Origin of the sequence: Virgibacillus necropolis (genome assembly GCF_044793635.1) — a bacterium.
Lineage (GTDB): Bacteria > Bacillota > Bacilli > Bacillales > Amphibacillaceae > Virgibacillus_F > Virgibacillus_F necropolis_A.
In genome coordinates this window covers 487,644-501,851 of sequence record NZ_CP084992.1, presented here as the reverse complement: position 1 = coordinate 501,851, position 14,208 = coordinate 487,644, and the positions used below count along the sequence as shown (strand labels likewise).

15 protein-coding genes are annotated in these 14,208 nt (G+C 35.2%); 12 read left to right on the top strand and 3 right to left on the bottom strand.

Translation table 11 applies throughout. The features are described 5' to 3' along the window. The first annotated feature begins 35 nt into the window (after positions 1 to 35). The 6 genes from LG329_RS02575 (at position 36) to phoU (ending at position 6,653) form a co-directional block, all read left to right on the top strand. Complete coding sequence (locus tag LG329_RS02575) at positions 36 to 2,123, top strand: peptidoglycan D,D-transpeptidase FtsI family protein (RefSeq protein WP_404453025.1); 2,088 nt, start codon at positions 36 to 38, stop codon at positions 2,121 to 2,123. A 158-nt stretch (positions 2,124 to 2,281) separates the two neighbouring features. Continuing rightward, positions 2,282 to 3,226: a PstS family phosphate ABC transporter substrate-binding protein gene (locus tag LG329_RS02570; protein WP_404453024.1), complete on the top strand. Its 945-nt coding sequence runs from the start codon at positions 2,282 to 2,284 to the stop codon at positions 3,224 to 3,226. 100 nt (positions 3,227 to 3,326) lie between these two features. Continuing rightward, on the top strand, positions 3,327 to 4,256 hold the full coding sequence (gene pstC, locus LG329_RS02565) for a phosphate ABC transporter permease subunit PstC (protein WP_404453023.1): 930 nt from the start codon (positions 3,327 to 3,329) through the stop codon (positions 4,254 to 4,256). A gap of 1 nt (position 4,257) precedes the next feature. Continuing rightward, entirely contained in the window at positions 4,258 to 5,136 is an 879-nt protein-coding gene (gene pstA, locus LG329_RS02560) for a phosphate ABC transporter permease PstA (protein ID WP_404453022.1), read from the top strand. Positions 5,137 to 5,153: 17 nt separating this feature from the next. Next, on the top strand, positions 5,154 to 5,978 hold the full coding sequence (gene pstB / locus LG329_RS02555; protein WP_404453021.1) for a phosphate ABC transporter ATP-binding protein PstB: 825 nt from the start codon (positions 5,154 to 5,156) through the stop codon (positions 5,976 to 5,978). A 69-nt stretch (positions 5,979 to 6,047) separates the two neighbouring features. Further along, entirely contained in the window at positions 6,048 to 6,653 is a 606-nt protein-coding gene (gene phoU / locus LG329_RS02550) for a phosphate signaling complex protein PhoU (RefSeq protein ID WP_404456383.1), read from the top strand. A gap of 58 nt (positions 6,654 to 6,711) precedes the next feature. Here the strand turns inward: phoU and LG329_RS02545 are convergent, their stop codons facing one another. Together LG329_RS02545 and LG329_RS02540 are read right to left on the bottom strand one after the other, a co-directional pair. Continuing rightward, positions 6,712 to 7,212, bottom strand: coding sequence for a hypothetical protein (locus tag LG329_RS02545; protein ID WP_404453020.1), 501 nt, complete (start codon positions 7,210 to 7,212; stop codon positions 6,712 to 6,714). Between the two features lie 21 nt (positions 7,213 to 7,233). Continuing rightward, complete coding sequence (locus tag LG329_RS02540) at positions 7,234 to 7,572, bottom strand: hypothetical protein (RefSeq protein ID WP_404453019.1); 339 nt, start codon at positions 7,570 to 7,572, stop codon at positions 7,234 to 7,236. Between the two features lie 180 nt (positions 7,573 to 7,752). Between LG329_RS02540 and rpmG the strand changes: the two genes are divergently transcribed. The 5 genes from rpmG (at position 7,753) to LG329_RS02515 (ending at position 11,531) form a co-directional block, all read left to right on the top strand. Further along, positions 7,753 to 7,902, top strand: coding sequence for a 50S ribosomal protein L33 (gene rpmG, locus LG329_RS02535; RefSeq protein ID WP_404453018.1), 150 nt, complete (start codon positions 7,753 to 7,755; stop codon positions 7,900 to 7,902). Positions 7,903 to 7,980: 78 nt separating this feature from the next. Further along, entirely contained in the window at positions 7,981 to 8,535 is a 555-nt protein-coding gene (locus LG329_RS02530) for a 5-formyltetrahydrofolate cyclo-ligase (RefSeq protein ID WP_404453017.1), read from the top strand. Positions 8,536 to 8,548: 13 nt separating this feature from the next. Then, positions 8,549 to 9,562, top strand: a complete 1,014-nt coding sequence (locus LG329_RS02525) for a ThiF family adenylyltransferase (RefSeq protein WP_404453016.1) — start codon at positions 8,549 to 8,551, stop codon at positions 9,560 to 9,562. A 63-nt stretch (positions 9,563 to 9,625) separates the two neighbouring features. Then, entirely contained in the window at positions 9,626 to 9,817 is a 192-nt protein-coding gene (locus LG329_RS02520; RefSeq protein ID WP_404453015.1) for a hypothetical protein, read from the top strand. A 166-nt stretch (positions 9,818 to 9,983) separates the two neighbouring features. Continuing rightward, a complete protein-coding gene (locus LG329_RS02515; protein WP_404453014.1) occupies positions 9,984 to 11,531 on the top strand; it encodes a rhomboid family intramembrane serine protease in 1,548 nt (515 codons plus the stop codon). A 45-nt stretch (positions 11,532 to 11,576) separates the two neighbouring features. Here LG329_RS02515 and LG329_RS02510 read toward each other — a convergent pair whose 3' ends face one another. Further along, on the bottom strand, positions 11,577 to 12,425 hold the full coding sequence (locus tag LG329_RS02510) for a hypothetical protein (protein ID WP_404453013.1): 849 nt from the start codon (positions 12,423 to 12,425) through the stop codon (positions 11,577 to 11,579). 303 nt (positions 12,426 to 12,728) lie between these two features. Between LG329_RS02510 and LG329_RS02505 the strand changes: the two genes are divergently transcribed. Next, positions 12,729 to 14,186, top strand: a complete 1,458-nt coding sequence (locus tag LG329_RS02505) for a spore germination protein (RefSeq protein ID WP_404453012.1) — start codon at positions 12,729 to 12,731, stop codon at positions 14,184 to 14,186. Positions 14,187 to 14,208: the final 22 nt, after the last annotated feature.

Genomic DNA, 14,208 nt, shown 5'->3' with positions numbered 1-14,208 from the left:
AATTTAACATGCTTTTGTAAAAAAGGGAGAGACGTATGGTTAAAAAGAAAAAGAAGAAAGCACAACTTCCCTTTCGTTTAAATATATTATTCTTTGTAGTGTTTTTATTGTTTTCTACATTAATTTTGCAACTAGGGGTAGTTCAAATTTTAAATGGAGAAGATTATCAGGAAGAAGTTAACCGAACAATAAAAGATAAAACAAAGATTCCGGTACCAAGGGGAAGAGTTTTAGATCGTAATCATAATGTAGTTGTAGGTAATAAACCATTATATGCGATTACATATACACCTGCAAAAGGAACAACTGCAGAAGATCGTTTGAAAGTCGCCAAAAAACTGGCACCTTATATAAATATGGTCCCAGAGAAAGACGAACTGTCATTACGAAATAAAAAAGAGTTTTGGTATTTAATACATGAAGATGAAGCTAAAAGTCGTATTACCAAAAAAGAAATTGAAAAGCTGGATACTGGAGAAGAGTACCAAACGATTCTCGATCGAATAACTGAAAAGGAAGCAAGTGGATTTACCAAGGAACAAAAAGAAGTTATAAATATTAAAAAGGAACTAGATAAGGCTTATTCGCTTACTCCTCATATTGTTAAAAATGAGGATGTGACACCTAAGGAATATGCAAGAGTTGCAGAACATTTAGACGAACTTCCAGGGATAAATGCAACAACTGACTGGAAGAGAACACATCCATATGATGAAACTTTAAGGAGCATCTTCGGTTCCATAACATCAAGAGAACAAGGGATTCCTAAGGAAAAAGAAGATTTCTACATTACACGAGGCTATAGTCGTAATGACCGAGTAGGTACAAGTGGGTTGGAAGCAGAATATGAAAGCATTCTTAGAGGTAGAAAAGAACAGATTCAATATACAACGAATAAAGATGGATTAGTAGTTGACTCAGAAGTTGTGGTCGAAGGTGAACGAGGTAAGGACCTTATTTTATCCATTGATATGGAGTTTCAAAAAAAGGTTGATCAAATTCTGCGTGAGGAATTAAAAAAAACAATATATCAACATCCAAATCCTTATTTAAGTGAAGCATACGCAGTCGTAATGGACCCACAAACGGGCGAGTTGTTAGCCGTTTCTGGACAAAAGTACAATCGTGATACTAATGATTTTTCAAATGTTGCATATAACACGATGTATGCAGCACATAGAGCCGGATCTACCGTTAAAGGCGCGACTGTTTTGGCTGGTTATGAATCAGGGGTCATAGAACCTGGTCAAAGCTTCTATGATGCTCCAATTAAAATTGCTGGAACGCCTGAAAAAAGCTCGTACACAGGTGGTGCACTAGGTTGGATGGATGATCTTTCTGCATTACAAGAATCATCAAACGTATACATGTTTTACATTGCGATGCGGATGGCTGGTGATTTCAACTATGAACATGGTCAAAAGCTTCAATATGATCCATCCTCATTTACGAATTTGAGAAACTACTATAGCCAGTTCGGTTTAGGTGTTCCAACAGGAGTTGATTATCCGTACGAATCTTCCGGATATGAAGGATCCAGTAAGATAGGTGGTCTAATATTAGACTTTGCTATTGGTCAGTATGATACGTATACCACAATGCAGTTAGCGCAATACGTATCAACGATTGCCAATGATGGATACCGTGTTCAGCCTAGCTTTGCGAAGACGATTCGTAAACCAACACCGTACGAAGATAAGCTTGGACCTGTATATAAGAGTTTGAACACCGAGGTATTAAATCGAGTAACTATGGACCAAAATTTAATCGAACGTGTTCAAGAAGGTTTCAGAAGAGCATTTCAAGTACCAGGCGGGACAGCGTATAGTTACTTTGCTGATAAAGAATATACTTCAGCTGGTAAAACTGGTACTGCCCAAAATAAATACTATAAAAGAGAAAATGGAGTTATTGTAGACTCCGCTGATACGTTGAATTTAAACTTAATTGGCTACGCTCCTTATGATAATCCAGAGGTAGCATTTGCGATTATTGTACCGAATACTGGTATAAATAATTCTTATCATTTAAATGATGTTATCGGTGAAAAGATATTAGATACGTACTTCAATCTAAAAGAAAAACGTAATGAAGAACAAAATGAAGGAACCGAAACAGAATAATAGAAAAAAATCCTAAATTGCTAATCCAGCAGTTTAGGATTTTTTTGTTGAACTGAAATCAAATTTACATAACCTTTACTTTGAATTAATACTAGCTTAACAATGCCCTTGTACAATATGAATTGTAAGGTAATAACAATCATTTGGGGGGCATTAAGATGAAATCTAGGAAAATAGTAATTGCAGTGCTTATGTCATTACTAGTTATTTTTACTGCTGCATGCGGAAATGGTGACGGTAGTAGTGCAGCTGGAGAAAGCTCCAAAAAAGTAATGGTAGACGGGTCATCTACAGTATTCCCAATAATGGAAGCAGTTGCTGAAGAATATTCTGCTGCTAATCCAGAAGTAAAGGCAACAATCGGTGTTTCTGGAACTGGAGGCGGATTTGAAAAGTTTATTGCCGGAGAAACACACATTTCAAATGCATCTAGACCAATTAAAGAAGAAGAGAAACAGGCACTTGAAGAAGCGGGAATTGAATTTACAGAATTTAAAGTGGCTCTTGACGGTTTGTCAGTAGTTGTGAATAAAGAAAATGATTGGGTAGATCAATTAACAATTGAAGAATTAAATAAGATGTGGTCTGAAAGCAGTGATGTTAAAACATGGGCCGACGTTCGAGAAGGATGGCCTGAAGAAGAAATCAAGTTCTTTAGTCCAGGTGCTGACTCTGGTACATTTGATTATTTTGATGAAGTAGTATTAGAAGGCGAACAAATCCGTAAAGATGCTGCTCTATCTGAGGATGATAACGTACTAGTTCAAGGGGTAACCGGAACGAAGCACGGTATAGGATACTTTGGATTCGCCTATTATCTAGAAAATAAGGATGAATTAAAAATTGTTCCAATTGTTAATCAAGATGGTAAGGCAGTAACACCAAGTCAAGAAACAATACAATCTGGTGAATATGAACCATTATCAAGACCGTTGTATATTTATGTGAAACATGAAGCGTTAAAAGATGAAACTGTATATGATTTTGCAAAATATACACTTAAAAACGCTGGGGAAATGGCAGAAGCTGTTGGTTATGTGGCTCTACCAGATAGTGTTTATAAAGAGCAACTTAAAAAGTTAGATGAAATAGCAGGTAAATAGATGGAAGTAACAAAATGAATAGCTAGATTTGAGTGTGAGGAAGGTTCCGTACAGAACATTTCCTCACATTCCTGTGTTTTTTTCAAGGAGGATCGTATTTATGTCAAAGTCTGTTCGAGATATGATTAAAGAAAACAAATCTAATCGTTCTCTACTACAATTTTCTGAGAAGGTAGCACCATTAATCTTTTTGTTATGTGCTATTATTTCTGTTTTAACAACTGTGGGCATAGTTTTTACATTACTGGTAGAAACAATTACCTTCTTTAATAGAGTACCGTTTATGGAATTTATTACTAGTACAGAGTGGTATCCATTTTCTGATGAGGATTCATCCTATGGCATTATGTCATTAGTATCAGGTACGTTACTAATTACAGTAATAGCAATGGCGGTCTCCATTCCAATTGGTTTAGCATCAGCTATTTATTTAAGTGAGTATGCTTCGGCAAAAACCAGAAAAATAATTAAACCAATATTAGAAGTTTTGGCAGGTGTGCCTACGATTGTTTATGGTTTCTTCGCATTAACATTTGTTACACCTTTATTGAAGAACTTTATACCGGAATTACCTATTTTCAACGCACTAAGTCCAGGTATTGTTGTTGGGATTATGATTATTCCAATGATTGCTTCATTATCAGAGGATGCAATGAGTTCAGTTCCAAATTCAATGCGTGAAGGTGCATATGCTATGGGATCGACAAGGTTTGAAGTAGCATTAAAAGTAGTACTGCCAGCGGCACTTTCAGGTATAATCGCTTCATTTGTTTTAGGAATTTCTCGTGCGATTGGAGAAACAATGATTGTTGCCGTTGCAGCTGGTTCTACACCAAAGCTTACATTAGATGTAACGGAATCCATTCAAACGATGACAGCATATATTGTACAGATTAGTCTTGGCGATGCGGGCTATGGATCAACCATTTACTATAGTATTTATGCAGTTGGTATGACCCTATTTGTTTTCACACTATTAATGAATTTATTAGCACAATACATTTCTCGTCGTTTTAGGGAGGAATATTAAAATGAGTTTAATTAATAAAGAGGCTGTTAGAAATACAACAGGAAAACGATTAGCAAAAAATCATATTATTAAATGGTTGTTCTTTCTTGCTACTCTATTTGGGATTGTAGTCTTAGCAACTCTTTTATATCGCGTTTTCACACAAGGAGTTGGCTATTTAGACTGGGGATTCCTTACCAGTTTTGCGTCAAGATTTCCTGAGGAAGCTGGAATTAAGGCTGCTATAGTTGGGTCACTTTGGTTAATGGCAGTAACAGCCCCAGTTTCACTTATTTTGGGTGTTGGTACAGCAATTTATCTAGAGGAATACGCTAAAAAAAACAGGTGGACTCGCTTTATTCAAATAAATATTTCTAATCTTGCAGGTGTGCCTTCAATAGTCTTTGGTTTGCTGGGATTAACCATTTTTGTAAGACTACTTGAAATGGGGCGAAGTATTATGGCAGGTGGTTTGACAATGAGTTTGTTAATCCTACCTATCATCGTGGTAGCAGCTCAAGAAGCCATACGTTCGATTCCGAATGAGCAATACGAAGCATCATATGCAATGGGGGCTACAAAATGGCAAACCATACGAAGAATTGTGCTTCCCGCAGCGATTCCAGGTATTTTAACGGGAGGTATTCTAGCATTATCCCGGGCAATAGGTGAAACGGCCCCATTGTTGATGATTGGTGCATTGACTTTTATAGCATATTTACCAGAGAACGTATGGTCCGGGTTCACTGTAATGCCTATTCAAATCTTTAATTGGACTAGCAGACCACAAGAAGAGTTTCAATATGCAGCAGCAGCAGGGATAATTGTGCTGCTGATTATGTTAATCATTATGAATTCGATAGCAGTATTTATCAGAAATAAGTTTTCTAAAAGGTACTAAACAAGGAGGCCTGCATGATGAGTAAGGTAAAAGATGAGAGACGGGTTCCTATTATAGGAATGATGGATTCAGATGTAGATTCAGAAAGTAAAATTATTTATTCCGTACAAAACTTCAATCTTTGGTATGGTGAAAAACAAGCACTACAGGAGCTCCAATTTGACATTCCAGCTAATCAGGTAACAGCTATAATAGGCCCATCAGGTTGTGGTAAGTCAACATTTATTAAGGCGCTAAACCGGATGGTGGAATTGGTTCCATCTGTAAATATGGCTGGAAGTATTATCTATAAAGATCAGAATATCTTTGACCCTAGGTATAAGGTGGAGGAACTTAGGACGAATGTTGGGATGGTATTTCAAAAACCTAATCCCTTTCCAAAATCAATTTATGAAAACGTTGCTTACGGTCCAAAAATTCATGGCGTTAAAAAGAAAAAAGTTCTAGATGAAATTGTAGAAAAAAGTTTAAAAGGCGCAGCTCTTTGGGATGAAGTAAAAGACCGATTAGGTGAAAATGCGTTTGGGTTATCTGGTGGACAACAACAACGCTTATGCATAGCAAGATGTTTAGCAATTGAACCAGAAGTTATTTTAATGGATGAACCAACATCAGCGTTAGATCCGATTTCCACTTTAAAGGTGGAGGAATTAGTTCAAGAGCTGAAAAAGGAATACAGCATTGTTATTGTAACGCATAATATGCAACAGGCTGCACGTATTTCTGATAGAACGGCTTTCTTTCTGAATGGTGAAGTGGTCGAATATAGTGATACAGATAGACTATTTTCTAATCCTACTGATAAACGAACAGAAGACTATATTACAGGCCGATTTGGATAGTATATGGAGGTGTGAGTATTGACAAGAGAAAATTTTGAAGAACAATTAGCTGTATTAAAATCTGAACTAATGGAACTTGGAAATCTTGCTAAACTGGCATTGGACCGATCAATAAACGCTCTTGAAAATCAGAATGTTGACTTGGCATTACAGGTTATTGATGAAGATGCTAAAATCAACGCACTAGAGGAAGAAATTAATGAAAATGCAACATGGCTAATTGCAAAAGAGCAGCCGTTAGCTTCAGATTTAAGGAAAATCATAGCGATTATGAAAGTGACAACAGACATTGAACGAATTGGTGACCTTGCAGTAAACATTGCCAAGTCTGTTATTCGAATTGGGGAACGGGAATTTGTGGAACCACTCAATAAAATTCCTCATATGGCATCTATTACACAAAAAATGATTGATAATATCCTTTTTGCATTTAATGAAGAGGATATCTATAAAGCAAGAGATGTTGCGAATATGGATGATGAAGTTGATAAAATGTATGGTCGACTCGTTGAAGAGTTAATGGGGCTGATGACAAAGAATCCAGAATATATAGCTCAAATCATACAATTATCCTTTGTCTGTCGTTACCTGGAACGTGTAGCAGATCATACAACTAATATCTCAGAGGCGATTATTTATTTGGTGAAGGGTAAAAGGTATGATTTAAACAGTTAAAAAAACAGTAGTGCAGGACATGTCCTGCACTACTGTTTTTACCTTGTTTAAAGTTCCATTAATTTGTAATTGTTTCGGCCACTTCGTTAACCGTCATATCTGTTGTTAGTTTAAATGTTCCAATTTGAACGTATTGACTATAATCATTTTCTTCTAAATACTGATTAAACTCACTTGCACTATCGATAATACCATTTTCCTCCAAAATAGTACTTATGGAAGAAGATGCCAATCCGGGCTCAATTTTTAATGTGAATGTTTTTACCTCATTTTCTTGCTTTTCTTTCTTTTCTTCTGCTTCATCTGGTTGTGCTTCATCTTTTGTATCAGTTTTCGTTTTTTCTTCTTTTTTGCTTTCAGGTTCATCTTTTACAGAAAGAGAAATGTATTCTTCTTCATTTAATACGTGTAGTCCATCCTCTTCTAGGGATGCGATCATCTCCTGCTGGGAAGAATCCATTGTTTTATCTTGTGGCTTATCAAAAAAAAGAACTATACCTAATAAAATGATACCAGCTGCAAACAGGCCGATTGAAAATGCGCGAACAGGTTGCTTCATAATTATCTCCTTACCATTAGCTTAATTTTGACGTAGAATTAGTTGTACGTCATATGTACTTAATTTAGTTAATTCCGTAATTTCTTGAACAGAATAGCCTTTTTCATGTAATTGAAGTATTTTTCGATCTGCTTCAGAGGATTCACTTTCATTCTGAAATAAATCATTAGATAGATCATTCGTAAGCAACTCTTCTTCAAGAATTTTAATTTTCTTTTTCATTTGATACGTATCTTGCATGGTTGACATAGAATGCTGTTCTAATTGATCTTCTAAGTCCTTAAATTTATCATTCATTAAGAATGATAGGATAAATAAGATTACCGCTACTATTAAAATTGTCGAAATTGCATAAATCATTTATGTACCTCCATTTCATATACATTATTATTTATAACATAGAAATAGAAAAGATAAAACTAAAATTTATTTTAAATGTTTCTTGATAGATTGTTATATATCTGATATTATAATTAGGTCTGACATGAGAGAAAATTGTAATCTACAAAAAGCAAGTTTTTACAGTTTGGAGGGAAAACCATGAGAGTAAACATAACATTAGCTTGTACTGAATCTGGTGAACGTAACTATATTACTACAAAAAACAAGCGTACTAATCCTGAACGTATAGAGCTTAAGAAATATTGTCCACGTCTTAAAAAACATACACTTCACCGTGAAACTAAATAATTTTGTATGAAAATAAACCCTTATCATGAATAGATAAGGGTTTTATTTATAGTTATGACAAAAGAAAAGGGGATATTTATGGACAAACCTCAATTACGAAATAAAGCAATTACATATCTTAAATCATTATCTGATAATGAAAAACAATCTATTGAGGAAAAAATTACCTACCAATTAATCCATTCAGACATATGGAAAAAGGCATCTTCTATTGGGATTACTATTTCTCAGGGATTTGAGTGGAATACGAAGGCTATTATCGATGCAGCGTGGAAAGAACATAAACAGGTATCGGTCCCAAAATGCAATCCAGTTAATAAAGAACTTATCTTTTATCAATTAGATTCATATGATCAATTAGAAGTTGTCTATTATAATTTAAAAGAACCAAACCCTGATATCTCACAAGCTACAGATAAGGATCGGATAGATTTATTAATTGTTCCAGGTTTGCTATTTGACAGTAATGGATACAGGGTTGGGTTTGGTGGTGGCTATTATGACCGTTTTTTAACAGACTTTCCTAATTCAACTATTTCACTAGTAAGTAATAACCAAATAGTCCAGGAATTACCAAAGGAAAAATTTGATCTTCCAGTTAAATACATTGTTACTGAAAATGGAATATATTAGTAGGAGGAAAACTATGGATTCTAATCGCTATTCCAGACAATTATTATTTCATCCTATCCAACAAGCAGGACAAGATAAATTACAGAACAGTAGTGTACTCGTTGTGGGAGTGGGAGCACTAGGTACCGTTATTTGTAACCATTTAGTTCGTGCTGGTATAGGGAAAATCCGAATAATCGACAGAGATTATGTGGAACTATCTAATTTACAACGGCAAATGTTATTTGATGAAGAAGATGTGAAAAAAGCATCGCCAAAAGCGATTGCAGCTAAAAATAAATTAGAAAAGATAAATGGAACAGTAGAAATAGAAGCAATTGTCGGGAACGTAACTGCCGATAATGTTGAGGAATTAATGAATGGGATTGACGTTGTTCTTGATGGGACGGATAATCTTTCAACTAGATATATACTGAATGATGGTTGCTTTAAGCATCAGATTCCTTTTTCATATGGTGGTGTGGTAAGTTCGAGAGGAATGAATGCTTTTTTCTTACCAGAAAAAACGCCGTGTTTGCGTTGCTTAATTCCTGGGTCATCAAATGATGGACAGACATGTGATTCTGTTGGCGTCATTGCTCCTGCGGTAGATATGGTTTCATCATTACAAGTAACGGAAACGTTTAAATATTTAACGGGTAATGAGAATGCTCTACGAAATACACTTCGTACCTTTGATATATGGTTTAATCATCAGTATGATATCAAATTGTCTAAACCTAAAACAGATTGCCCTACATGTCAAAAGAAGGAATACCCTGCGCTTAAGAGAGGGATGGAAGACATTGAAACTGTACTTTGTGGAAGAAACAGTGTGCAAATTCATCAAAAGACATCATTAAACTTAACTAAATGGAATGATAAGCTGTTACCTGTTTCTTCAGTAAAGCAAACACCTTTTTTGCTGAAAGCTGAATTTGAACAAGGAATTACGCTTGTCCTATTTTCTGACGGACGTGTTCTTGTTCAGGGAACGGAAGACATCGTGATTGCACGGTCTTGGTATGACCGATATATTGGTTCTTAATGAATAAATACATGAACTCCTGAAAAAACTAAGACCACTATAAAACAGAAATAGGGTGTTCATATGAGAATTATATTAATATTTAGTGTTGTGCTTTCAGCGATGTTAGCTATCTATAAATGGCGCTATAAATTATTGAATATGATCTTGGCTGTAAGTGTGTTACGAAAGCTAGGGGTAATGATAACCATGAATATGCCAGACATAAAAAATAAAATTTTATCAAACATGTTTACAAAAACATCAAATGGATAAAAAAGTGCAAGCGCCCGGTTAGAGGAAGGGGCGCTGGAGCTGAATAAGTTGAATGTTATTCAAGGTAGTTGTCTTTATTGCAACTACCTTGTTTTTATGAAAAAGATATTTCTAACAAGAAAATAAGATAGAGTTTTGATATGATGGTCATTAGGGAGGAAAATAAATGTACGTAAATGAACAACATATCATGTATAAATTAGCCGAACAGCTAATCGACGAAGAAAATTTTGAGATATTAGATATGGATGAACAAAGAGAAGAGATTTGGTTAGAGAAACATGTAAACAAAACCTCGTATGTCATTCGACTTGTACATAAAGAATTTTATTGGATGAATGATTTGAAAAAAGATATCGCATTAGCTTTTCAACGAACAAAATCGATAAGGCGAATGTTAATCGGAAAACATATTGAAGTGAAAAATATATACGTTTCTAAACAAGCCCCCGTTGGAGAATGGGAATCCTTGAAGAAACCAATGCAGCTGAAGGAACGTAAGCCGATTAAGATGAAGGTTTACTACTTGGATGAAGAAGATAAATACGTGGAAAAGGAACGATTAAACCAGGATCTGAATGTTTCGTTAGAATTACCGACTAATGATATCTCAGAAGAAGAAAAATCAACCGAACTAAACTATTTAATAAATAAAATGACAAATAAACTTCATACAAAAAGAAAAGAAATTAAAACAGTATTTTCATATGGAAAACCCTTCCTAACTTATATTTTACTTGGAATAAATATTCTCATCTATATTTACCTTGAGCTTAACGGAGACAGTACCTATACAGAGACACTTATTAACTATGGAGCCAAATATAATCCCGCCATAGTAGATGGGGAATGGTGGAGAATTATCTCCTCCATGTTTTTACACATAGGTTTGTTGCACTTATTAATGAATATGCTGGCTTTATACTATTTAGGTACTACAGTTGAACGCATATATGGATCTGTTCGATTTTTATTTATTTATATGTTGGCCGGAATCGGGGGAGGGCTGGCTAGTTTTGCGTTTACCTCCAATGTATCAGCAGGCGCATCTGGTGCATTGTTTGGGTTATTTGGAGCATTATTATTGTTTGGTTTAATGAACAAAAAATTGTTCTTCCAAACAATGGGGAGAGGAATCATAGTATTAATTGGTTTTAATTTAATTTTTGGATTTTCAATGCCACAAATTGATAATAGTGCACATATTGGTGGGCTAATAACCGGGTTTATTGCTTCGGTGATTGTTTTTTTACCAAAGAAAAAGAAAATCGGATATCAGCTGATTGCCTTTATTTGCTATTTAGCTATTGTAGGTGGGTTAGTTGTATTCGGAATACAAAATAACTCCGATATTGCGATGTACCAGTTAACCAAAATAGAAGAATTACTGGAAAAGGATAAATATGAGGCGGTTGTTAAGAGTGCTACAAAGGGATTGGAAGATCCTGATGATTTAGCTTCTGCATTATTGTTTCAACGATCATATGCATATATAGAATTGGGCAAAACATCATTAGCAGTAGATGATCTTGAAAAAATTGTTGAAATGAATAGCGAAATGCCTGAAGCATACTATAATTTAGCGATGTTGTATGCAAATCAAGGCGAACAAAAGAAAGCAGTTCAAACCGTTAAAAAGGCGTACGAATTAAAACCAGATGATGAGTCATATATAAGATTATATGAACAAATAACTGGAGAAAATGTAAATTAAAAGGAACATCCTATAGCGACTCATTCGTTATAGGATGTTCCTTTTTTAAGGGTATTGTTGTATAAGGCGTTCCTTTTTTCCGTTAACTTCAAATAAAACTAGTAGATGTTTATTGTCGTTACCAAATAATATAAGGGGTACATAATTTGTTACTTGTTTTTTTTCATACGTAATAGGAACTATATAATTTTTATATAAGCCTTCCCATAAAAGTCCGATTACCTGATTAGTTTTTGCCTGGGATAATGAAGGCAAAGGGTTTGTGTTAAATCGGTTTAATTCGGTCAGGGGAACAATTAGGTAATCATCTTCATTTATCTGATAGTGGTTTAATAGTTTGTTCCAATGATATAACAGTGTCTGTGATGTTTTACCTCTTAATTTTTTCTCCCATTTTACATCACTTTTTGTTTTCGGTTTTTGAAAAGAATGGATACCTGAAGAATCATTTTCAATGACATATAACTCGTCATATGTCATTTGTTGAATACTTTTAATGGATCCATTTGGATAATGAATTTCACCGTGATGATACGAGATGGTTTGGAAATAACTTGTCCCTTGAATAGGAATACTCTCACTTAAGTCAATGGTATCTTCATTTTCATGCCACTCACTAAGTGCACCACGTAGTTTCCCGTTATTAAAAAGTAACGAAACATCCTGTCGCAAATATATGCTTTTTTCACTCTTGGATAATGAGTTCCATGCAATTGTATGCTCTTTTTGATTAGTTTGCTTCATTTCCAGATTAGTTTGCGCCTCTGTAAAACTTGTCTCCTCATCTAAAGGAAAAAAACTAATGCTTGGAATGGAATTGATTTTCACCTGATATAAAAAAACAAAAGAGATGCTTAAGATAAAGAAAATGGCAAGTGCCAAATATTTTTTCATAACGTCATCCTTTTTAAATAAATTTAAGTGTTGTTGAGTATTTGATTAGCTTCTGACCAGTCGCCTCCGCTTTTCTTGTCTAGCTGCGGCTCCTAGAAGCTGCCGTCATAAGCAATGAACACTTAGAATGCGTAAACATTCTTAGGTTCCTTTCTTATGCGTCTGCTTCTGATCAGTCGCCTTCGCTTTTCCAATAAGTTTGTCTTATAAGATTTATGAGGTGGTTCAAGTAAATATGCATAGGAAAGCTATATAAGAACACAATAAGCTCATGAATTCTTACAGAAGTGCAGGGTGACTAGAATGGAAACTAAAAAACAACCTTTATTTTCGACATATCAGGAAAACGTAGATTATTTGCATGAACAATTGGGAGTCGATGAAAGTTTTGATGTCATTCACTTGAATTTAGAATATGCTGGACGAAAAATGTCGCTATTCTTAATTGATGGCTTCGCAAAAGATAAAATATTACATTATGTAATGAAATTATTTGCAAAACTTGAACCAGAAGATTTAGAACCAGATCCCTTAAAAAAATTAATAAAAACATATATTCCATATATAGAGATTGGTCATAATAAAGATTTAAATAAAACGATCGATTTAGTACTAGGCGGACCTACTGCATTGGTTGTAGAAGGAATAGACGAAATTATTATGATCGATGCTCGTACATATCCTGTGAGAGCACCGGCAGAACCTGATTTAGAACGTGTTGTACGAGGGTCACGTGATGGGTATGTAGAAACAATTGTATTTAATACTGCTTTAACGCGCCGGAGGGTTCGTGATAAATCTCTACGAATGGAATATCTACAAATCGGTAGAAGGTCAAAAACTGACGTTGCTTTATGTTATATTAGTGAAATAGCCGACTCGGAGCGCGTGAAAAAATTAAAGAAGTCACTTGAAATGATTGATACCGACGGATTACCTATGGCAGAAAAAACGATTGAGGAATTTATAAGTGGCCGGCATTGGAACCCATATCCAACAGTTCGATACACGGAACGTCCAGATACTGCTGCTGCACATTTATTTGAAGGACATATATTAGTTATTATAGACGGTTCACCAAGTGTGATGATAACACCTGCAACTTACTGGCATCATCTGCAACATGCAGAGGAATATCGTCAAAAGCCGTTAGTAGGGGCATATCTGCGAATAGTTCGCTTTATCGCAGTCATAGCATCGATGTTTATCTTACCTCTTTATTATTTATTTTCGACAGACCAAAGTCTGTTGCCTGCAGCCCTGGATTTTATTGGTCCAGCTGAATCGGGTACTATTCCATTATTCATGCAGTTTTTAATAGCAGAAATAGGAATTGATATGCTTCGGATGGCCGCCATTCATACTCCTTCTTCACTTGCAACCGCACTTGGTCTTGTTGCAGCTGTTCTAATGGGGCAAGTTGCTGTTGAAGTAGGGGTATTTTCAAATGAAGTTGTTTTATATCTGGCAATAGCCGCTATAGGAACATATGCTACACCGAGTTATGAACTTAGTTTGGCTAATCGGTTAGTGCGTATCTTTTTATTAGTAGTTACAGCTGCTTTTGGCTTAGCTGGATATGTGATTGGAATTACGGTTTGGCTTTTACATCTTATACGTACAAAGTCATATGACATTGCTTATCTCTGGCCGTTTATACCATTTTCCTATCGTGCATTTCGCGATATTGTTCTACGTGCGCCAATTCCATTAAAAAACCGAAGACCGACATTTTTAGACCCTCAGGATCCAGACAAGTGATGTGTCTGGGTCTTGAGGTATT